General features: G+C 69.3%; 17 protein-coding genes. 8 read left to right on the top strand and 9 right to left on the bottom strand.

The features are described 5' to 3' along the window. The first annotated feature begins 1 nt into the window (after position 1). Complete coding sequence (locus tag ACWGI8_RS02890) at positions 2-1,291, top strand: citrate synthase (RefSeq protein ID WP_453658058.1); 1,290 nt, start codon at positions 2-4, stop codon at positions 1,289-1,291. Positions 1,292-1,729: 438 nt separating this feature from the next. Here ACWGI8_RS02890 and ACWGI8_RS02895 read toward each other — a convergent pair whose 3' ends face one another. The 3 genes from ACWGI8_RS02895 to ACWGI8_RS02905 form a co-directional block, all read right to left on the bottom strand. Further along, positions 1,730-4,210, bottom strand: a complete 2,481-nt coding sequence (locus tag ACWGI8_RS02895; RefSeq protein ID WP_453658060.1) for a heavy metal translocating P-type ATPase — start codon at positions 4,208-4,210, stop codon at positions 1,730-1,732. Between the two features lie 67 nt (positions 4,211-4,277). Beyond that, complete coding sequence (locus tag ACWGI8_RS02900) at positions 4,278-4,592, bottom strand: heavy-metal-associated domain-containing protein (protein ID WP_453658106.1); 315 nt, start codon at positions 4,590-4,592, stop codon at positions 4,278-4,280. A 118-nt stretch (positions 4,593-4,710) separates the two neighbouring features. After that, positions 4,711-5,475, bottom strand: coding sequence for a TetR family transcriptional regulator (locus ACWGI8_RS02905; RefSeq protein WP_453658062.1), 765 nt, complete (start codon positions 5,473-5,475; stop codon positions 4,711-4,713). 164 nt (positions 5,476-5,639) lie between these two features. On the opposite strand from ACWGI8_RS02905, the gene ACWGI8_RS02910 reads away from it, so the two are divergent. After that, the gene (locus ACWGI8_RS02910) at positions 5,640-7,910 is read left to right on the top strand and encodes an MMPL family transporter (protein WP_453658064.1); all 2,271 of its coding nucleotides are present in this window, start codon (positions 5,640-5,642) and stop codon (positions 7,908-7,910) included. Between the two features lie 41 nt (positions 7,911-7,951). Beyond that, the gene (locus ACWGI8_RS02915) at positions 7,952-9,007 is read left to right on the top strand and encodes a zinc-dependent alcohol dehydrogenase family protein (protein WP_453658066.1); all 1,056 of its coding nucleotides are present in this window, start codon (positions 7,952-7,954) and stop codon (positions 9,005-9,007) included. Positions 9,008-9,046: 39 nt separating this feature from the next. Here the strand turns inward: ACWGI8_RS02915 and ACWGI8_RS02920 are convergent, their stop codons facing one another. From ACWGI8_RS02920 to ACWGI8_RS02930, 3 genes are all read right to left on the bottom strand, one after another. Next, positions 9,047-9,649, bottom strand: a complete 603-nt coding sequence (locus ACWGI8_RS02920; RefSeq protein ID WP_453658068.1) for a GNAT family N-acetyltransferase — start codon at positions 9,647-9,649, stop codon at positions 9,047-9,049. Positions 9,650-9,734: 85 nt separating this feature from the next. Continuing rightward, positions 9,735-9,932 carry a helix-turn-helix transcriptional regulator gene (locus tag ACWGI8_RS02925; RefSeq protein WP_453658070.1) on the bottom strand — a complete coding sequence of 66 codons (198 nt, stop codon included), beginning with the start codon at positions 9,930-9,932 and terminating at the stop codon, positions 9,735-9,737. Between the two features lie 257 nt (positions 9,933-10,189). After that, a complete protein-coding gene (locus tag ACWGI8_RS02930; protein WP_453658072.1) occupies positions 10,190-11,101 on the bottom strand; it encodes a sugar phosphate isomerase/epimerase family protein in 912 nt (303 codons plus the stop codon). Between the two features lie 130 nt (positions 11,102-11,231). On the opposite strand from ACWGI8_RS02930, the gene iolC reads away from it, so the two are divergent. From iolC to ACWGI8_RS02955, 5 genes are read left to right on the top strand one after another with little or no spacing between them, the layout of a single operon-like run. Beyond that, positions 11,232-12,308 (top strand): 5-dehydro-2-deoxygluconokinase, encoded by a 1,077-nt coding sequence (gene iolC / locus ACWGI8_RS02935; RefSeq protein WP_453658074.1) that lies wholly within the window; start codon positions 11,232-11,234, stop codon positions 12,306-12,308. Further along, the gene (locus ACWGI8_RS02940; protein ID WP_453658076.1) at positions 12,305-13,195 is read left to right on the top strand and encodes a Cgl0159 family (beta/alpha)8-fold protein; all 891 of its coding nucleotides are present in this window, start codon (positions 12,305-12,307) and stop codon (positions 13,193-13,195) included. Before iolC ends, ACWGI8_RS02940 begins: the two co-directional genes overlap by 4 nt. A gap of 16 nt (positions 13,196-13,211) precedes the next feature. Further along, on the top strand, positions 13,212-14,024 hold the full coding sequence (gene iolB, locus ACWGI8_RS02945; protein WP_453658078.1) for a 5-deoxy-glucuronate isomerase: 813 nt from the start codon (positions 13,212-13,214) through the stop codon (positions 14,022-14,024). Continuing rightward, the gene (gene iolD, locus ACWGI8_RS02950; RefSeq protein WP_453658080.1) at positions 14,021-15,931 is read left to right on the top strand and encodes a 3D-(3,5/4)-trihydroxycyclohexane-1,2-dione acylhydrolase (decyclizing); all 1,911 of its coding nucleotides are present in this window, start codon (positions 14,021-14,023) and stop codon (positions 15,929-15,931) included. The genes iolB and iolD overlap by 4 nt, the downstream gene beginning before the upstream one ends. A 23-nt stretch (positions 15,932-15,954) precedes the next feature. Continuing rightward, positions 15,955-17,457, top strand: a complete 1,503-nt coding sequence (locus ACWGI8_RS02955; RefSeq protein ID WP_453658082.1) for a CoA-acylating methylmalonate-semialdehyde dehydrogenase — start codon at positions 15,955-15,957, stop codon at positions 17,455-17,457. A 94-nt stretch (positions 17,458-17,551) separates the two neighbouring features. Here the strand turns inward: ACWGI8_RS02955 and ACWGI8_RS02960 are convergent, their stop codons facing one another. The 3 genes from ACWGI8_RS02960 to ACWGI8_RS02970 form a co-directional block, all read right to left on the bottom strand. Continuing rightward, positions 17,552-18,415, bottom strand: coding sequence for a hypothetical protein (locus ACWGI8_RS02960; protein ID WP_453658084.1), 864 nt, complete (start codon positions 18,413-18,415; stop codon positions 17,552-17,554). 376 nt (positions 18,416-18,791) lie between these two features. Then, positions 18,792-19,979, bottom strand: a complete 1,188-nt coding sequence (locus tag ACWGI8_RS02965) for a S8 family peptidase (protein WP_453658086.1) — start codon at positions 19,977-19,979, stop codon at positions 18,792-18,794. A gap of 206 nt (positions 19,980-20,185) precedes the next feature. Next, positions 20,186-20,623: a GNAT family N-acetyltransferase gene (locus tag ACWGI8_RS02970; protein ID WP_453658088.1), complete on the bottom strand. Its 438-nt coding sequence runs from the start codon at positions 20,621-20,623 to the stop codon at positions 20,186-20,188. Positions 20,624-20,693: the final 70 nt, after the last annotated feature.

Raw genomic sequence — 20,693 nt, forward strand, 5'->3', positions numbered from 1 at the left:
CGTGAGCGACAACTCTGTAGTACTGCGGTACGCGGACGGTGAATACACCTACCCGGTGGTCGAGAGCACCGTCGGTGACAAGGGCTTCGACATCGGGAAGCTCCGGGCGCAGACCGGTCTGGTGACCCTGGACAGCGGTTATGGCAACACAGCCGCCTATAAATCCGCGATCACATACCTCGACGGCGAGCAGGGGATCCTCCGCTACCGCGGCTACCCGATCGAGCAGCTGGCCGAGCGTTCCACCTTCCTGGAGGTGGCGTACCTGCTGATCAACGGTGAGCTCCCGACGGTCGACGAGCTGGCCACTTTCAAGGGCGACATCACCCAGCACACCCTGCTGCACGAGGACGTCAAGCGCTTCTTCGACGGCTTCCCGCGCGACGCCCACCCGATGGCGATGCTGTCGTCCGTGGTCAGCGCGCTGTCGACGTTCTACCAGGACAGCCACAACCCGTTCGACGAGCAGCAGCGCAACATGTCGACGATCCGGCTGCTGGCCAAGCTGCCGACGATCGCGGCGTACGCCTACAAGAAGTCGATCGGCCACCCCTTCGTCTACCCGCGCAACGACCTCGGGTACGTGGAGAACTTCCTGCGGATGACCTTCTCGGTCCCGGCGCAGGAGTACGAGCTGGACCCGGTCGTGGTCGCCGCGCTCGACAAGCTGCTCATCCTGCACGCGGACCACGAGCAGAACTGTTCGACGTCCACCGTGCGTCTGGTGGGCTCCTCGCAGGCGAACATGTTCGCCTCGATCTCCGCCGGTATCTCCGCCCTGTGGGGGCCGCTGCACGGCGGCGCCAACCAGTCGGTGCTGGAGATGCTCGAGGGCATCAAGGCCAACGGTGGCGACGTCGACTCCTTCATCCGCAAGGTGAAGAACAAGGAGGACGGCGTCCGTCTGATGGGCTTCGGCCACCGCGTCTACAAGAGCTTCGACCCGCGTGCCAAGATCATCAAGGCGGCGGCGCACGATGTCCTCTCGGCGCTCGGCAAGTCCGACGAGCTGCTCGACATCGCCCTCAAACTGGAGGAGCACGCGCTCTCCGACGAGTACTTCGTCTCGCGCAACCTCTACCCCAACGTGGACTTCTACACGGGCCTGATCTACCGGGCCATGGGCTTCCCGACCGAGATGTTCACCGTGCTCTTCGCGCTCGGCCGGCTGCCCGGCTGGATCGCCCAGTGGCACGAGATGATCAAGGAGCCGGGTTCCCGCATCGGCCGCCCGCGCCAGATCTACACCGGTGAGGTCCTTCGGGACTTCGTCCCGGTCGAGGCCCGCTGACGCCCGATGCCTGACATCGCGGGCAGTCGCCCGAGGTGTCGTCCCGGGCTGTCGCCCCCTGGGTACAGCGAGAACCCAGGTGACGGCGAGGGCCCCGGTACAGCGAGAAGCGCCCCGCTTCCGATCCCCCCACGGGTCGGCGAGCGGGGCGCTTCCCATATCCCCGGTGCGGATTCCCCCCACGGGATCCGGCCCGGGCGTCTGCTGGTGTCCAGCAGAAGCTCTTCGCGCGGTCTGCCGGGGTACGTATCTACGGGAGGGCCGCTCAAAGCTCCCCGGTCGTACGTGCCCCGGCCAACGCTTGCCTGGGACGTCCCCCAAGACATCCCATGAACGTCCCCCAAGACGTTCTGGCATCGCCCACTTAGACTCGCGAAGAGCCCGAATGGTTACCCTCAAATATCTGTGATCTGGATCTCTTTGTGAAGGTCCTGTGTATCACGTGAAGGATCGCAGACGCAGGCTGTTGCTGACCACGAAAACGGACGAGAAAGCCATGGCAATTCCCGCGATCATGGGATTGAGCAGTCCGGCGGCGGCCAGCGGCAGCGCCGCGACGTTGTAGCCGAAGGCCCAGAAGAGGTTGCCCTTGATCGTGGCGAGGGTCCGCCGCGAGAGCCGGATGGCGTCGGCGGCGACCCGCAGATCGCCCCGTACGAGCGTGAGGTCGCCGGCCTCGATCGCGGCGTCGGTGCCTGTGCCCATGGCCAGTCCCAGATCGGCGGTGGCCAGCGCGGCGGCGTCGTTCACGCCGTCGCCGACCATCGCGACCGTACGGCCCTCTGCCTGAAGACGCTGGACCACGGCCACCTTGTCCTGCGGCAGCACCTCGGCGCACACCTCGTGGATGCCGACCTCGGCCGCAACCGCCTCGGCGACCGCGCGGTCGTCGCCCGTCAGCAGCACGGGCCTCAGCCCCAGCGCCCGCAGCCGGACGACCGCCTCGGCGCTGGTGCTCCTGACCGCGTCGGCCACGGTCAGTACGCCGCGGGCCTTGCCGTCCCAGGCCACGGCGACGGCGGTGCGTCCGGTGATCCCGTCGAGCTCGCCAGGCGGTTCCACTCCGGCGTCGATGAGCAGGCGGGCTCGGCCGACGAGTACGGTGTGGCCCTCCACGGTGCCGCGCACGCCGAGGCCGGGGACGTTCTCGAAGGCCTCGGGGACGGGCAGCGGGCCGACGCGTATCGCCGCGCCGTCCGCGACCGCGCGGGCGACGGGATGCTCCGAGGCGTGCTCCAGGGCGCCCGCGAGCCGCAGCAGCTCCTCCTCGGTGGTGGAGCCACTGACGTACACGTCCTGCAAGTGCATTCGGCCGGTGGTGACCGTTCCGGTCTTGTCCAGGACGACGGTGTCCACCGCGCGGGTCGACTCCAGGACCTCCGGTCCCTTGATCAGAATGCCGAGCTGTGCGCCGCGGCCCGTACCAACCATGAGGGCCGTGGGGGTGGCCAGGCCCAGCGCACAGGGACAGGCGATGATCAGCACCGCGACGGCGGCCGTGAAGGCTGCGGTCGTATCGTCGGTGATCAGCAGCCAGGCGACCAGGGTGCCGAGCGCGATCAGCAGGACCACGGGGACGAAGACGGCCGATATGCGGTCGGCGAGCCGCTGCACCCGGGCCTTGCCGTTCTGGGCGTCCTCGACCATCCGGGCCATCCGGGCCAGCTGTGTGTCCGCCCCGACGCGCTTCGCCTCGACGACGATCCGGCCTGCGGTATTGACGGTCGCGCCGGTCACGGCGTCGCCGACGCTGACGTCTGCTGGTACGGATTCGCCTGTCAGCATCGAGGCGTCGACGGCCGAGGTGCCCTCGACGACGGTGCCGTCGGTGGCGATCTTCTCCCCCGGGCGCACGACGAAGAGGTCGCCGACGGCGAGCCGGGCGGCCGGGATGCGTACCTCTGCGCCGTCCTTGAGGACGGCCACGTCCTTGGCGCCCAGCTCCAGCATTGCGCGCAGGGCGGCACCGGCCTTCCGCTTGGCACGCGCCTCCAGATACCGGCCGAGGAGGATGAAGGTGATGACGCCCGCGGCGACTTCGAGGTAGATGGCCGACGCTCCGCCGGCGCGGCCGGCTGTCGTGTCCACGGTGAGGTCGAAACCGTGGCGCATGCCTGCCATGCCCGCATGGCCGAAGAAGAGCGCCCAGAGGGACCAGCCGAAGGCGGCGAGAGTGCCGAGGGAGACGAGGGTGTCCATGGTGGCTGCGCCATGCCGGAGGTTGGTCCACGCGGCGCGGTGGAACGGCAGCCCGCCCCAGACGACGACGGGAGCGGCCAGGGCCAGGGAGAGCCACTGCCAGTTGTCGAACTGGAGGGCGGGCACCATGGCGAGCAGCACAACGGGCGCGGCGAGCAGGGCGGACACGCGCAGCCGCTGCCCCAGCGCGGTGACGGGATCCCCGTTGCGGGCTGCGGGGCGGGTGTCGCTCGCGGTCTCTGGATGAGCCCTGGGCTGGGTTTCCGCCGCGGTTTCGAGGCGAGCCCTGGGCAGCTGGGTTTCGGTGGCGGTTTCGAGGCGAGTTCGGGGCCGGGTTCGGGTCGCGGTCTCTTCTCCGGGCCCAGGCTGCCCGGGCTCGGTCCTGTCCGGCAGCTGGGCGACCGGATTTCCGCCTGCCGTGTCCGGGTCCGGGGCCGTACACGCCGTGGCCCGAGCGCCGGGTATCGCGGTTGGTGGCAGGAGCGGTGTGGCCGAGTAGCCCGTCTTCTCGACCACGGCGACGAGATCCACGACGTCTGTGGCGTCGCCGTAGGTGACGCGGGCCTTCTCGGTGGCGTAGTTCACCGTAGCGGTGACGCCGTCCATGCGGTTGAGCTTCTTCTCCACACGGGCCGCGCACGACGCGCAGGTCATTCCGCCGATCAGGAGCTCGATCCGCGAGCCACCCGCGTCCGGGATCTCGTTTGTGCTGCTGGTCATCTGTGCTGGGTTCCAAGGCCGGGGCCGGGCCGTCCGCCGCAGCTGAGGCCCGGCCGGAAACGGGGTGTCAGGCCTGGCCGACGAGCTCGTAACCGGCCTCGTCGACCGCCGCGCGCACCGCGGACTCGTTCAGTGGCGCGTCGGAGATCACGGTGACCTGTCCGGTGGCGGCGACGGCCTTGACCGAGGTGACGCCCGCGATCTCGGAGATCTCGGCGGTCACTGCCCCCTCGCAGTGACCGCACGTCATGCCCTTCACCTCGTACACCGCGGTGACGCCGCCCAGCTGGACGTCTGCCACGCCGCCGCCGTGGCACGAACCGGAAGGCGAGCAGCAGGAGCCGGTGGCCTCGGGAGTCTCGGTCTTCGTCTCGACGGTCATGGCGTTCTCCTGTTCGAGGGCGTGTCGCTTTGCGATCACTTCGTGCAACGAAGTCATGGTGCATCAAGAGAGGACCCTGGGAATGACGGGACTCCCTGACAGTCGCCACACTATACCCCTAGGGGGTATAAAGCGAGCTTGCCCCGGTATCGGTGTGTCCCGGCGTCGCCTGGTCGAACAGTGGTGAGAGGTAGCGGCGCAGCACCGTCTTCAGCTCCGCTTTGTACGCCTCCCGTTCGTCCCCCTCGTGGGCGAGGATCAGGTCCAGGCCCGCCTTGACGACGGAGAACACCATGCTCGCCGTGCGGTGGAGCTCGGCGGGGTCGGCGTCGGGGAGGAAGCCGCCGAGGATTTCCTCGACGCGCGTGAGCAGCGCGGAGTGCACGGCGTCGTGTTCCTCGGTGATCCGGCCGGGGATCTCGGAGCCGTGCATGAGGACGGCGAAGGCCGGGTTCTCGCAGTTGAACTCGATCAGTGGATCGAGGGCGGAGTCCAGCAGTTCGTCGAGGGGGAGAGTGGGGTCGAGCGCGTCGAATGCCGCACCGTGGGACTCGCGCCAGCGCTGCATCAGCCGGTCGCCCAGTTCGACGGCGATGGCCTCCTTGTTCGGGAAGAACTGGTACAGCGTGCCGGGTGAGACGCCTGCCTCGCGGGCGATCGCGTTGGTACTGGCCGCGGTGTAGCCGCAGCGGCAGAAGATGCCCGCCGCAGCCTCCAGGAGCTGGGCGATGCGGCGCTCGCCGCGGGCCTGGCGGCGGCGTGGCTGTGTGGCCTTGGGCTCCGCGGGCTTGGTCTGCGTGGGCTTGGTCTGCGCGGGCTTGGTCTGCGCGGGCTTGGTCTGCGCGGGCTTGGTCTGGGCCTCGGCGTCGGGTGCCTGTGGCATGTGAATCACCAATCCCCAGCTTCTCAGGTTCGGTTGACAAACGCGAGTGGTCGCTCGCATTCTTGAGAAACGCGAGCGATGACTCGTGTTTGCCAGTCTATGGCAATGGACGATCCGTGCTGCCTGCTGCGCGGCACCGGTCTCGGTGAAGGGGACACCGCACGATGTCCGAAGTCAACGCTGAGCCGCGCCTTGGCGGCTGGACCAGGGCCGTCACCGCGCGACCACGGTTGTCGCTGCTGCTCGCCCTGATCATCACGGCACTCGCCGTGTTCGCGGGCAGCGGAGTGGGCGACCGCATGGGCAGCGGTGGCTGGGAGGACCCCGACGCCCAGTCGACGTACGCCAAGAACGCGCTCGACCGCGAGTTCCCGGCCGCGCGGCCCAATCTGCTGCTGCTCGTCGGCAGCGGGCCGGCGGGCGTGGACGATCCGGCGGTCGCCGCCGAGGCCGCCCGGCTGACCGAGCGGCTGGCAGGTGAGAAGGGCGTCACGGGCGTCGGCTCCTACTGGCAGAGCAAGTCGCCCGCGCTGCGCGCCGAGGACGGCCGCGAGGCTCTGATCGCCGCTCGGATAGAAGGGGACGAGAAGGCGGCCGGCGAGGTGCTGGAGCGCATCGCCCCCGAGTACCGGGGGACACACGGTCCTGTGAAGGTCTCCGTGGGCGGGCCCGTCGCCGTCATGCACGACATGCAGACGATCATCCAGGAGGACCTGCTGCGGGCCGAGATGATCGCCCTGCCGGTGACCCTGGTGCTGCTGGTGATGGTCTTCGGCAGCGCGGTCGCGGCCCTGCTGCCGCTGGGCATCGGCATCGTCGCCATCCTCGGCACGAACGCGGTCCTGCGCGGACTCACCGAATTCACCGATGTCTCGGTCTTCGCGCAGAACCTCACGACAGCTCTCGGTCTCGGACTCGCCATCGACTACGCCCTGTTCATCGTGCGCAGATACCGGGAGGAACTGGCAGCGGGTGCGCAGACCCGCGAGGCGGTCGGGGTCACCCTTCGCACGGCAGGGCGGACGGTGCTGTTCTCGTCCCTCACGGTGGCCGTTTCGCTGGCCGCGATGCTGGTCTTCCCCCAGTACTTCCTGCGGTCGTTCGCCTACGCCGGGATAGCGGTGGTGCTGCTGGCCGCCGCGGCCGCTCTTGTTCTGCTCCCCGCCGCGCTGATGCTGCTGGGGGACCGGGTGAACGCGCTGGATCTGCGCCGCCTGCTGCGCCGGGGGCGCAGCAGGAAGGCTGCCGCCTCGGACGGCACTGAAGGCGCGCGCTGGGGCAGGGCGGTGGCGTGGGTGATGCGGCGGGCGCCGGTCTTCGCCGCGGCCACCACCGCCGGGCTGGTGCTGCTCGGACTGCCCTTCCTCGACGTGAAGTTCGGGCGCGCCGACGACCGCCAGTTGCCGGCGACCGCCGAGGCGCATGTCGTGCAGCAGCACATCCGGGACGGATTCCCCGGCAGCCCCGGCGGCGGCCTCGATGTCTTCGCCGAGGGGGTGGCCACCCCCGCGCAGTACGCCGAGTACCGGGAGCGCGTCTCGGCACTCCCGGGCGTACTGCGGGTGGACGGGCCGCTCGTCTCCGGCACGCACGCGACCTTCATGGTGCTTCCCGACGGCGAGGCCGTGGGCGAGGAGTCCCAGCGGCTCGTGCGGGAGCTCCGCGCGGAGCCTGCCCCGTTCGCGACGTCGGTCACCGGCGCGGCCGCGATGCTGGTCGACTCCAAGGACGCGATCGGTGACCGACTGCCCTGGGCGGCGGGCATCATCGCCGTCGTCACGCTGCTGTTGGTCTTCCTGCTCACCGGCAGTGTGATGATCCCGCTCCAGGCCGTCGTTCTGAACGGTCTCAGCCTCACCGCGATGTTCGGGGCCGTGGTCTGGGTCTTCCAGGAAGGCCATCTCTCCGGACTTCTCGCCTTCACGTCCACCGGCGACATCGAGACGACGCTTCCGGTCCTGATGTTCTGTGTCGCCTTCGGCCTCTCCATGGACTACGGAGTGTTCCTCCTCTCCCGGATCAAGGAGGAGTACGACCGCACCGGCGACCATGAGCATGCGGTGGCCTACGGACTGCGCCGCACGGGCGGGCTGATCACTGCCGCGGCCGTGATCCTCGCTGTCGTGATGGTCGCGATCGGCACCTCGCGGGTGGCCAACGCGAAGATGCTCGGTCTCGGGATCGCCCTCGCCGTCCTCATGGATGCGATGGTGGTGCGCAGCCTTCTGGTTCCGTCGGTGATGAAGCTGACGGGGCGGGCTACCTGGTGGGCGCCGGCTCCGCTGCGCGCCTTCCACGCGAGGTTCGGCCTCAGCGAGGGCGAGATATCCGGGCCCGCCCCGGCGGAGCAGGGCGTCGAGCAGCGGGACGAGGCCGCGCGGAGCATTCCGGGGCCGGACGACCGGGACCGCGACAAGGCCGCTGTGGGCGGTTAGGTTCGAACCGATTCGAGCGAAGCCAGGGAGAGGCGTGGCCGATGAGGGCTGTGGTGTTCGAGCAGTACGGGCAGGACGCCGGCGTGCGCGAGGTGCCGGACCCGGTGCCGTCGGAGCACGGCGTGGTCGTGCGCGTCGAGGCCACCGGGTTGTGCCGCAGCGACTGGCACGGCTGGATGGGTCATGACCCGGACATCACCCTCCCTCATGTCCCCGGGCATGAGCTGGCCGGAGTGGTCGAGGCGGTGGGCCCGGGGGTCGCCAACTGGCAACCCGGGGACCGGGTCACCGTGCCGTTCGTCTGCGCCTGCGGCCGCTGTGCCTCCTGCGCTGCAGGCGACCAGCAGGTCTGCGAGCGCCAGACCCAGCCCGGGTTCACGCACTGGGGCTCTTTCGCCGAGTTCGTGGCGCTGGAGCATGCGGACGTCAATCTGGTGGGTGTGCCCGAGGAACTGTCGTTCGCGACGGCAGCGGGGCTCGGCTGCCGGTTCGCGACCGCATTCCGGGCCGTGGTCTCCCAGGGACGGGTGGCGCCGGGCGAGTGGGTGGCCGTACACGGCTGCGGTGGAGTCGGACTGTCCGCGGTGATGATCGCGGCGGCGTGCGGGGCGCGGGTCGTCGCGGTGGACGTCTCACCGCGCGCCCTGGAACTGGCACGGAAGTTCGGCGCGGCGGAATGCGTGGACGCCACGGCGCTCACGGGTACGGGCGGCACTGCCGAGGCGGTGCGCGAGCTGACCGGTGGCGGTGCCCATCTCTCGCTCGACGCGCTCGGCTCGCCCATCACCTGCGCGGCCTCCGTGCAGAGCCTGCGCCGCCGCGGACGGCATGTGCAGGTGGGCCTGCTGCCCTCGGCGGCCGGTGACCCTGTCGTGCCCATGAGCCGGGTCATCGGTGAGGAGCTGGAGATCATCGGCAGCCACGGGATGGCGGCCCACGCCTATGGACCGATGCTGGAGATGGTTCGCTCCGGGGCGCTCCGGCCGGACCTCCTGGTGACCTCGGTGATCTCCCTGGACGCCGCTCCCGCCGCGCTGTCGGCCATGGGGAGGACCCCGGGGGCGGGCGTGACGATCATCGAGCCCGCCCGCGGCTAGGGCCTGATCCGCCGGACAGGCCCTGAACGCCTCCGGGTTTCACAGGCGGGGGTGGCCACGGTGGACTGTCCATTCACGAGCCAGGACCGACATGACCGTGGCGTCGATCCACCCGTCTCCGTGGCGCAGGGCCTCGCGCTCGGTGCCCTCGGCGACGAAGCCCGCCTTCTCGTAGGCTCGCCGGGCCCGGGGATTGAAGTCGAAGACGCCCAAGGAGATCCGGTTCAGGCCGAGTTGCCCGAAGCCATAGCCGATGATCAGCCGGATGGCCTCGGTGCCGAGACCGCGGTCTCGGCCGCTGGGGCCGATCAGGGTACGGAAGGAGCAACTGCGGTTCCGCTCGTCCCACTCGTTGAGGACAACCTCGCCGACGAGTTCACCGGTGGCTCGGTCGACGACAGCGAGGTCGAGGCGGTCGGTCTGGTCGCTGCGGGTCGCGTACCAGGAACGCAGACGCGCCTCGGGGAGAGGGGGATCGCCGGCGCTGCCGGTGAAGAGGAGCACCTCCGGATCGCTGAGGATCACGGCCATGGTCGGAGCGTCCGCCTCGGTGAAGGGGCGTAGGACCACCCTCTCTCCGGTGAGGGTGGGCTTGACGGAGAAGTCCGTGGTCGGTTGTTCGGTCGCCGGGGAATTCGTCACCGGGGAATTCTTGAGAACGCGGTGTGCGGGGGCAAGCCGATTTCGGGGCGGGCCCCGCACCGGCCGGATGCGGGGCCCGTCGGCCTCACTCCCTGCGGCTCCTGTTGCCGGGGCGGTTGGCCACCCAGATACGGATGGTGTCCGCGTACCAGTAAGGCTTGCCGGCCTCCACATGGTCCGGCGGAGGAAGGAGGCCGTGTTTGCGATACGAACGCACCGTGTCCGGCTGCACCTTGATGTGCGCGGCGATCTCCTTGTAGGACCAGAGCTTTCTGTCGGTCATCTTTGGCACCTCCCTGCGCGCGCCACAGCGGCGGCAGGGGAGCCGTCGGGGGAGCTGCGGCGCGGACGCTGGCGATCACTGAGCCCGTGCCCGTTGAACGACACAGAGTGACCTGAGGGGAGGGGGTGTCGGGGAGCTGTGACGGAAGGCCCGCGTAACGGAGACATATGTGACGAGGAGGTGACTTCTGTGACGTAAGCGAGTCACGCCATTGGTTGTGCAGAGCCGGCCGAGGCTCTGACCGGACAGGCTTGGCCTCACGCCCCGCAGGAGCGGAGGAAGCGGCGGGTGCGTTCGGCGATCGGGAAGGGCTTGTCCGGAGGACAGGGGTACATGTCCTGCTCGACGATGGCGAACAGTTCGGCATCGAGCCGCTGGGCCGCGGCGAGCACCGGCTCCAGAGCGGGCACGCCTGCGGGCGGCTCGCACATGACGCCACGCGCCACGGCCGGGCCGAACGGCACTTCGTCCGCGACCACTTCGGCGAGGATCTCCGGGTCCACCTGCTTGAGGTGGAGGTAGCCGATCCGCTCACCGTAGGTCTCGATGAGCTTGACGCTGTCGCCGCCGCAGTAGGCGTAGTGCCCGGTGTCCAGGCAGAGCGAGACCAGGTCCGGGTCGGTCGCGTCGAGGAAACGGCTCACGTTCTCCTCGCTGTCGATATGGGTGTCCGCGTGCGGGTGGACGACGATTCGCAGCCCGAAGCGGTCGCCGACCTCCTTGCCGAGTCGTTCGGTCTGGGTGGCGAGGTCTCGCCACTGGGCCGCGGTGAGCGTGCGGTCCTCCAGCACCTGGCCGGTCTTGTCGTCGCGCCAGAAGGAGGGGATGACGACGAGATGGTCGGCGCCCATCGCGCGGGTGAGGGCGGCGATGTCGGCGACATGGGCCCAGGTCGTGTCCCAGACGGCCGGCCCGTGGTGCAGCCCGGTGAAGACGGTTCCGGCGGAGACCTTCAGCCCGCGCGCCGCGGTCTCCTCGGTGAGCACCGCGGGGTCGGTCGGGAGGTAGCCGTACGGGCCGAGTTCGATCCACTCGTACCCCGCCTGCGCGACTTCGTCGAGGAAACGCCGCCAGGGGACCTGTTGCGGGTCGTCGGGGAACCAAACGCCCCAGGAGTCCGGGGCCGACCCGATCCGGATGCGGTTGAGCGAGGGTGCGGAGGAGGTCATGGCGGTCAGCTTTCCGGCCGCCCGAGAAAGGTGTCAAGCTTTCGTCCGAATGTAAGGACAAAATGTTGACAGCGTTCAGGAGAGCGGGCTAGACCAGGGGACAGCCGGGCGTGGAACCGAAGGGACACGTATGCCTCAGCCGTACGACGTGATCACGATGGGCCGGATCGGAGTTGACCTATACCCCCTGCAGACCGGGGTTCCGCTGGCGCGCGTCGAGACCTTCGGGAAGTTCCTCGGCGGCTCCGCCACGAACGTGGCGGTGGCGGCGGCCCGGCTCGGTCGCCGCTCCGCGGTCATCACCCGCACGGGTCAGGACGCCTTCGGGGAGTATCTCCACGAGGCGCTGCGGGAGTTCGGGGTCGACGACCGCTGGGTGACGGCGGTGCCGGGACTGCCCACGCCGGTCACGTTCTGCGAGATCTTCCCGCCGGACGACTTCCCGCTGTACTTCTACCGCCGGCCCAAGGCGCCCGATCTCGAACTGCACGCGGACGATCTCGACTTGGCGGCCATCGGTTCGGCGCGGGTCTTCTGGATGACCGGCACGGGCCTGTGCGCGGAGCCGAGCAGGACCGCGACCCTCGCGGCTCTGGAACACCGGGCGAAGTCCGGTACGACGGTCTTCGACCTCGACTGGCGCCCGATGTTCTGGGAGAGCACGGACCGGGCGGCTCCGGACGAAGCGAGGCCGTACTACGTACAGGCCCTCGCTCACGCCACCGTTGCCGTCGGCAATCTCGACGAGTGCGAGATCGCGACCGGCGAGCGCGAACCGTATGCCGCGGCCCGCGCGCTGCTCGGTGCCGGGGTCGAGCTGGCCGTGGTCAAACAGGGACCCAAGGGCGTGCTGGCCGTCCACCGGGACGGCACCACCGCCGAGGTCCCGCCGGTGGAGGTTGAAGTGGTCAACGGACTCGGCGCGGGTGACGCGTTCGGCGGAGCCATGGTGCACGGGCTGCTGGCCGGCTGGGAGCTGGAGCGGGTGATGCGGTTCGCGAACGCCGCGGGAGCGATCGTCGCCTCCCGCCTCGCCTGCTCCTCGGCCATGCCCTACACCACTGAAGTCGACGCTCTCCTCGAGGGCCACCCACCGGGCCCCGCTTCCGGCATCGCACCCGGCCCGGACCCGGACCCGGATCGGGACCCGGACCCGGACCCGAACCCGCTTCCCGGCCCCGGTGCCGCACCCGGGGCAGCGTCGTGACCCGCGTCGACGTCGCCGGCCTCGTCAGGATCAGGGCGCACCACCCCGAGGCCGTCGCCGAGGCCGCCGCCCGCCGGCGGAGGCGCCCACTCGTCGGGAGCAGCGGCCGGCTGATGATCGTCGCAGCCGACCATCCCGCCCGCGGCGCCCTCGCCGTCGGCGATCAGCGGCTGGCCATGGCCAACCGCACAGGCCTGCTGGAGCGGCTCTGCACCGCCCTGGAGCGCCCCGGCGTCGACGGGGTCCTCGCCACCGCCGACATCCTGGAGGACCTCCTTCTTCTCGGCGCCCTCGAGGACAAGGTCGTCATGGGCTCGATGAACCGTGGCGGGCTCGCGGGCGCCGCCTTCGAACTGGACGACCGCTTCACCGGACACCGCGCGGAGGACCTGGCCCGGCTCGGCTTCGACGCCGGCAAACTGCTGCTCCGTATCGACTACGACGACCCGGGCTCCCTCGAGACGCTGCATTCCACGGCCCGCGCAATCGACGAAATGGCCGCGTACCGGCTGCCGGTCTTCGTCGAGCCGTTCATCTGCCGCCGCGTCGACGGTCACCTGCACAACGACCTGTCCGCCGAGGCCGTCACCCGCTCCATCGCCATCGCCTCCGGCCTCGCGGGCACGTCGGCGTACACATGGCTGAAGGTCCCGGTCACCGAGAACCCGGACGACATGGCACGCGTGATGGAGACCTCGACGCTGCCGGCCGTGCTGCTCGGAGGCGAAGTGGGCGGTTCCGCCGGTGGGCAGGAGCGGGCGTACGAGAAATGGCGCGGAGCCCTGCAACTGCCCACGGTCCAGGGGCTGGTGGTGGGACGCTCACTGCTCTATCCGGTCGACGGCGATGTGGCGGGGGCCGTCGATACGGCCGTAGGACTGCTCTAGGGGGTACGGAGAACTCATGGACGACCACATGCATGTACGGGCAGGCACTGCGGCCGAGGGGCCGTACGCGCTGGACATCGACCCCAAGACGGCCGGATGGGGCTACTCCGCGCTGCGGATCCTGGAGCTGCCCCCGGGCGGTTCGCATCTGCTGGGCACCGGGGACAGCGAGTGGATCGTGCTTCCGCTGAGCGGCGGATGTTCGGTGCAGACGGACGGCACGACCATGGAACTGCAGGGCAGGCAGAGCGTGTTCGCCGGAGTCACCGACTTCGCGTACGTGCCGCGCGACGCCCATGCACAGATCGCCTCCGGCGCGGGAGGCCGTTTCGCCCTGGCAGGAGCGAAATGCGAGCGACGACTCCCCGCTCGCTACGGCCCCGCGCCGGAGGTCCCCGTCGAAGACCGCGGCACCGGCAGTTGCGCGCGCAGGGTGCACAACTTCGCCGCCGCCGACTCCTTCGACTGTGACCGCCTCATCGCCGTCGAGGTGCTCACCCCCGGCGGCAACTGGTCGTCGTATCCGCCGCACAAGCACGATGAGCACCGGCCCGGCGAAGAGACCAGACTGGAAGAGATCTACTACTTCGAGATCGAGGGCGAGCACGGCTTCGGCTACCAGCGGGTGTCCCCGTCCCGCCCCGGCGGCACCGACCTGCTCGCCGAGGTCCGCAGCGGCGACGCCGTTCTCGTCCCCGACGGCTGGCACGGCCCGTCCATCGCCGCCCCGGGCCACGACATGTACTACCTGAACGTCATGGCGGGCCCGGGCCCCGAGCGGGAATGGCGGATCTGCTTCCACCCCGATCACACGGAGGGCTACCGATGAGCACGGGACCCAGCACGCGCCGCCCCGGCACCCGCCGACTCACGACCGCCCAGGCCCTCGTCGCCTTCCTCACCCGTCAGTACTCCGAGCGCGACGGCCACCGCCAGCGGCTGATCGGCGCCACATGGGGCATCTTCGGCCACGGCAACGTCGCGGGAATCGGCCAGGCCCTCCTCGAAACCGGCGAGTCCGGCGACGGCATGCCGTACTTCCAGGGCCGCAACGAACAGGCCATGGTGCACGCGGCCGTCGGCTACGCCCGCCAGTGCGGCCGGCTCTCCACCCACGCCGTCACCACCTCCATCGGCCCCGGCGCCACGAACCTCGTCACCGGCGCGGCCCTCGCCACGATCAACCGGCTCCCCGTGCTGCTCCTGCCCGGCGACGTCTTCGCGAGCCGTCCCGCCGACCCGGTCCTCCAGCAGCTGGAAGTGCCCTACGCGGGGGACGTCTCCGTCAACGACTGCCTGCGTCCCGTGTCGAAGTACTTCGACCGGATCACCCGCCCCGAGGCACTGATCCCGGCCGCCCTCGCCGCGATGCGGGTCCTCACCGACCCCGCCGAGACCGGCGCGGTCACGCTCGCGCTGCCGCAGGACGTGCAGGCCGAGGCATACGACTGGCCGGAGGAGTTCTTCGCCGAGCGCGTCTGGCACGTACGCCGCCCGATGCCGGACCCGGACGAACTGGCGGCGGCGGCCGCGGCGGTACGGTCGGCCCGCCGACCCCTGATCATCGCGGGCGGCGGCGTGCACCACAGCCGCGCGGAGATCGCGCTCAAGACGCTGGCCGAGGCGACCGGCATCCCCGTGGCCTCGACCCAGGCGGGCAAGGGGTCACTGTGCCACGACCATCCACAGGACGTCGGCGGCATCGGCCACACCGGCACCGCGACCGCCGACGAGCTGGCGCGAGCCGCGGATCTGATCATCGGCGTCGGCACCCGCTACTCCGACTTCACCACCGCCTCCGGCACCCTCTTCACACACCCCGACGTCCGCTTCCTCAACCTCAACATCACCGGCTTCGACGCCCACAAGCTCTCCGCCCTCCCGCTCGTCGCGGACGCCCGGGCGGGCCTGCACGGTCTCATCGCGTCCCTCCACGGCCACCACGTGGAGCACACCTACGAGACGGAGTACACCGACGACAAGGAGCGCTGGGAGCACCGCGTCGACGCCGCGTACGAGACGCGCGACGAGGACGTACGCCCCACTCAGCCGCAGGTCCTCGGCCTACTCGACGCTCTGATCACCGAGGACGACATCGTGATCAACGCCGCGGGGTCCCTCCCGGGCGATCTCCACAAGCTGTGGCGGACCCGCTCGCGCGACCAGTACCACGTCGAGTACGGCTACTCCTGCATGGGCTACGAGATCCCCGCCGCGATCGGCGTCGCGATGGCAGCGCCCGGCCGGCCCGTGTGGGCCCTCGTCGGTGACGGTACGTATCTGATGAATCCCACCGAAATCGTCACCGCGGTCCAGGAGAACATTCCCATCAAGGTGGTGATCCTCCAGAACCATGGGTACGCGTCGATCGGCGGGCTGTCCGAGTCGGTCGGCTCCGAGCGGTTCGGCACCGCATACCGCTACCGGGAGCCCGACCGTACGTACACAGGGCCCCCGCTCCCGGTCGACCTCGCGGCCAACGCAGCGTCCCTGGGGATGCGGGTGATCCGGGCCAAGACCGTGCGTGACCTGCGCGAAGCCCTCGCGGAGGCCCGTGCGGAGGACCGCCCCACATGTGTCTACGCCGAGACCGAAACGGCAGACACTGTGTCGGGCGCGCCCCCGGCCCAGGCGTGGTGGGATGTTCCCGTGGCCGAGACCGCGACCCGCCCGTCGGCGGTCAAGGCACGGGAGGAGTACGACCGGCAAGTCGCAGCCCGACGCCGCCATCTCTGAAGGATCTGAAGGAGCTTTTCGTCATGACGAAGACCGTCAACCACTGGATCGGTGGCAAGACCGTCGAGGGCGCGTCCGGCAACTGGGGCCCGGTCACCGACCCGGCGACCGGAGCCGTGACCACGCAGGTCGCACTCGCGTCCGTCGAGGAGGTCGACGCGGCGGTCGCCGCCGCGAAGGCCGCGTACGCCACCTGGGGCACGTCTTCCCTGGCCCAGCGCACCACGATCCTCTTCCGCTTCCGCGCGCTGCTGGACGCCAACCGCGACGCGATCGCCGAGCTGATCACCGCCGAGCACGGCAAGGTCCACTCGGACGCGCTGGGCGAGGTCGCCCGCGGACTGGAGATCGTGGACCTGGCCTGCGGCATCACCACCCAGCTCAAGGGCGAGCTGTCCACCCAGGTGTCGAACCGGGTGGACGTCGCGGCCATCCGCCAGCCGGTCGGCGTCGTCGCCGGCATCACGCCGTTCAACTTCCCGGCGATGGTGCCGATGTGGATGTTCCCGCTCGCCATCGCCTGCGGAAACACCTTCATCCTCAAGCCGAGCGAGAAGGACCCGTCCGCGTCGCTGAAGATCGCCGAGCTGCTGGCCGAGGCGGGCCTTCCGGACGGCGTGTTCAATGTCGTCCACGGCGACAAGGTCGCGGTCGACCGTCTCCTGGAGCACCCCGACGTCTCGGCGGTCTCCTTCGTCGGCTCGACGCCGATCGCCAGGCACATCCACACCACCGCGTCGGCCAACGGCAAGCGCGTCCAGGCGCTCGGCGGCGCCAAGAACCACATGCTGGTCCTCCCGGACGCGGACCTGGACGCCGCGGCCGACGCCGCCGTCTCCGCCGCGTACGGCTCCGCGGGCGAGCGCTGCATGGCGATCTCCGCGGTCGTCGCGGTCGGCGCGATCGGTGACGAACTGGTCGACAAGATCCGTGAGCGCGCCGAGAAGATCAAGATCGGCCCGGGCAACGACCCCACGTCCGAGATGGGCCCGCTCATCACCAAGGCCCACCGCGACAAGGTCGCCTCGTACGTCCACGGCGCGCCGGACCAGGGCGCCGAGGTCGTCCTCGACGGCACGGGCTACACGGTGGACGGTTTCGAGGACGGCCACTGGATCGGTCTGTCGCTCCTCGACAAGGTCTCGACCGACTCCGACGCGTACCGGGACGAGATCTTCGGCCCCGTGCTGTGCGTGCTGCGCGCCAAGACGTACGAGGAGAGCATCGAGCTCATCAACGCCTCGCCGTTCGGCAACGGCACCGCGATCTTCACCCGCGACGGCGGCGCCGCCCGCCGCTTCCAGATGGAGGTCGAGGCAGGCATGGTCGGTGTGAACGTGCCGATTCCGGTGCCGGTGGGCTACCACAGTTTCGGCGGCTGGAAGGACTCGCTCTTCGGCGACCTCCACATCTACGGCAACGACGGCGTGCAGTTCTACACCCGCGGCAAGGTCGTCACCACCCGCTGGCCGGACCCCTCCGAGGCCCCGGCGGGCGTGGACCTGGGTTTCCCGCGCAACCACTGACACCCGACCGGACTCTTCCCCACGCCGCGCGGCTCGTACGGAACCCTCACCCCGTACGGGTCGCGCGGTCGTCTTCGGTGGCCGGCCGTGCCCATCAGTGGTTCGAGCCCTTGATCTGATGACGAGAGACCTGTTCCCGTGCCGTGCGCCACTGTGACCGGGTCTGCTCGACCACGTTGTCCCACTGTCGGCGGATCTCACGGTCCGAAGGGCGGTGGCCCTGACGGATCCGGCTGAGTTCGTCTCGTACTTCTCGTCCCAGTGCCGCCGATGCAACCAAGGCGAGCATCAATGCGAAGAGGGCGGAGATCATCGCGAAGACTGCACCGACCACCCCGTAGCGTGCGGCAGAGGAGTTGAAGAGACGCGGCATGTAGATGGTCGCGCCCACTGAATAGGCCGCCGTCAGAACGGCGCCGGTGACGCCGAAGGGAAGCAGGTCCACCCAGCTGATCCGCTTCGCCGACAGGATCCAGCCGCTCCAGAGGAGGAATGCAGCGGTCACCGGTATCTCACACACCAAGGCGACCAGACCCAGCGCGTCCGCGCCGAGGAGCGCGGAGAGCAACGTGGTGACCACGGCGTAGCCACCGAGAGTGAGGATCCACCACAAGCCGTTGCGCGTGTTGCGCACACTGAGGGGCTTGAGTTCCCATGTCTGTTCGAAGAGTCGCTGTGCGGCTCGCGTGAAACTCAGTACCGAGATCGTCAGAAACGCGACCCCGAGGATGCCGAAGCTCACACTGGTCCCTTCGGCAGGAGAGAACAGAGAGCTGACTGCCGTGGCGCCTGCTCCGGTGAGGTTGTAGCGCCTGATGATCCGCTCTGCGGCGTCGTAATTCTCGAAGACAGCGCCAAGGAGGATGGAGAGCGGGACCAACGCCGTCAAGGCGCTGGACGCCAGGGCCATCGAACGGTCGAAACCCACGATCTTCTGGAAACGGTTGATGACCCGCAACGCGAAGGCAGGCCGCAGCCAGAACGTCAGTGTTCTGACGAGGCGTTCTCGATTGATCCCCGTTGTCCTGCCCTCCGTGAAGATCGGGACCTTTGTGGGCGGCGCGAGCCTAACGGATGGACGCCGGACCGATGAAGGGCGACACGAGAAGCAGCACGTGGACCGCACGACTGCCCGATGCCTCACATCGTTCCCATGCCGCTCCACCCTGGGAGATTGGAGATGCCCGAGGAGCGGCCCCACCCGGGTGGGGAGGAGCTCCTCGGGCATCTCATGCACTGACCGTCAAAACGTCAAAACACAGACAGGCACTGACCAGCAGTGGCTAAAAGCCGCTATAGCGACTAATGGCGACAAATAGAGGCGACCGTCGATGTCAGAACAGCGAGTGCAGCAGCTTGTTCGGGGAGCCCGTGCGCGCGTCCACGACCTTGCCGCTTGTTGCGTTGTTCACCAGCGCGTCGCGGACCTGGGCCGGGGTGGCCGTGGGGTGGTTCGCGAGGTAGAGCGCTGCGACGCCCGCCGTGTGCGGGGTGGCCATCGACGTACCGGAGATGGTGTTGGTCGCGGCGTCGTTGTCCTTCCACGCCGACGTGATGTTCACCCCCGGCGCGAACAGGTCCAGGCAGGTGCCGTAGTTGGAGAACGACGCCCTGCGGTCCGTGTTGTCCGTCGCGCCGACCGTGATCGCCTCGGGGACGCGGGCAGGGGAGTAGTTGCACGCGTTCACGGGGATGCCGATGAGAATGCCGTTGCCCGCCGCGATCGAGTAGCTGACGCCCGACGCGATGGACTTCTTCACCGCGTTGTCCAGGGCGGCGCTGGCCCCGCCGCCCAGACTCATGTTGGCGACGGCAGGCTTGACCGCGTGCGCCGTCACCCAGTCGACACCGGCGATGACGCCCTCCGTCGTACCTGAGCCTTCGCAGTCCAGCACGCGGACCGCGACAAGCTTCACGCTCTTGGCGACACCGTAGGTCTTGCCGCCGACCGTGCCCGCGACATGCGTGCCGTGGCCCTGGCAGTCCTGGCCGTTTTGGCCGTCGCCGACGGTGTCCGTTCCGATGCTCGCGCGGACGCCGAACTCGCTGTGCGAGGTACGGATGCCGGTGTCGATGATGTACGCGTTCACATTCGACGCGGTGGTGTTGTACGTGTACGTCGTCGACAGCGGGAGGTTCCGCTGGTCGACGCGGTCGAGGCCCCAGGTGGCGTTCGACTGGGTGTCGTTGAGCCGCACAGTGGCGTTCTGCTCGACGTAGTCGACGCGCGGATCGGCGGCGAGACGAGCAGCCTTCGCCTTGGACATCGACGCGGAGAATCCCTCGAGGACGGACCGATAGGTGTGCTTGGGCGTCACACCGAGCTCGGCGGCGCGGGTGCTGCCGTCCTTGAGAACGACGATCCAGCTGTCCTGGACCGCGGTTGCAGTGGGGGCGAGACGGAGATCGCCGAGGGGCGCGCTCTGCGCGGTGGGGGTGGCGGCGAACTGGAGACCGGCTGCGAGGGCGACTGCGGGGAGCAGCGCGCCCATGCGTATGGAGCGCCGGGCAGTAAATCTCATCTCGTGCACCTGACCTTTCTTTGATCGGAACACGACAAAATCCGCATGGCTCGTGCGGATGTGCAGGACAGCGTCTCGTGCAGTGATCGAGCAGACAAGAGGTTGTTACTGATGGGTTCAAGGCAATGTCCGAGTGCCGTACCGAATTTGGCGGACATCACCGATATCAGCGGTGCAGGCCCCGGCGATTGCGCTCCAGTGGCCCGTCAGCGCGAATCGCCCGAACCGTCATCGGTCATGAATTCCCAGGTCAGCGTGGTGAATTCACCCTCGTTCACGGCATGTGCGGAGGTGTACGTCGCCAGCGCCGGTTCGTTGTCGGTGTCGACACCGACCCACATGTCGTAGCAGCCGCGCTCCCGGGCGACCGTCGCCAGTGCCTGGGTCAGCGCTCTTCCGATACCGCGCCGCCGGTACCCCTCGTCCACCGACAGCTCGTACAGACACATCTCCGCGCCCTTGTCCGGGTGGAGCATCTCGATGCCCGAGACCATCCCGGCCGGCGCACCGTCGACGTAGGCGATCAGCATCAGATGCCCGGGCGCTGCCAGGAAGCGCTCCGCCCACTCCGTGCGTGCCGGGCCGTCGTACAGATGCTCGGCGGAAAGGAGCTCGGCGACGGTCGTCGCGCGGCGGATCTCCATGGCAGCTCCTCCTCGGGCCGGTCCGGCCTTCGTGTACCGCGTCTGGTGTACGAGGACGGTACCGGGTACT

This window comes from Streptomyces sp. NPDC054841 (genome assembly GCF_053611045.1).

Coding starts and splice junctions, on each gene's coding strand:
- ACWGI8_RS02895 (WP_453658060.1), bottom strand. CDS start 4,210: ATGACCAGCAGCACAAACGAGATCCCGGACGCGGGTGGCTCGCGGATC.
- ACWGI8_RS02900 (WP_453658106.1), bottom strand. CDS start 4,592: ATGACCGTCGAGACGAAGACCGAGACTCCCGAGGCCACCGGCTCCTGC.
- ACWGI8_RS02905 (WP_453658062.1), bottom strand. CDS start 5,475: ATGCCACAGGCACCCGACGCCGAGGCCCAGACCAAGCCCGCGCAGACC.
- ACWGI8_RS02910 (WP_453658064.1), top strand. CDS start 5,640: ATGTCCGAAGTCAACGCTGAGCCGCGCCTTGGCGGCTGGACCAGGGCC.
- ACWGI8_RS02915 (WP_453658066.1), top strand. CDS start 7,952: ATGAGGGCTGTGGTGTTCGAGCAGTACGGGCAGGACGCCGGCGTGCGC.
- ACWGI8_RS02925 (WP_453658070.1), bottom strand. CDS start 9,932: ATGACCGACAGAAAGCTCTGGTCCTACAAGGAGATCGCCGCGCACATC.
- ACWGI8_RS02930 (WP_453658072.1), bottom strand. CDS start 11,101: ATGACCTCCTCCGCACCCTCGCTCAACCGCATCCGGATCGGGTCGGCC.
- iolC (WP_453658074.1), top strand. CDS start 11,232: ATGCCTCAGCCGTACGACGTGATCACGATGGGCCGGATCGGAGTTGAC.
- iolB (WP_453658078.1), top strand. CDS start 13,212: ATGGACGACCACATGCATGTACGGGCAGGCACTGCGGCCGAGGGGCCG.
- iolD (WP_453658080.1), top strand. CDS start 14,021: ATGAGCACGGGACCCAGCACGCGCCGCCCCGGCACCCGCCGACTCACG.
- ACWGI8_RS02955 (WP_453658082.1), top strand. CDS start 15,955: ATGACGAAGACCGTCAACCACTGGATCGGTGGCAAGACCGTCGAGGGC.
- ACWGI8_RS02965 (WP_453658086.1), bottom strand. CDS start 19,979: ATGAGATTTACTGCCCGGCGCTCCATACGCATGGGCGCGCTGCTCCCC.
- ACWGI8_RS02970 (WP_453658088.1), bottom strand. CDS start 20,623: ATGGAGATCCGCCGCGCGACGACCGTCGCCGAGCTCCTTTCCGCCGAG.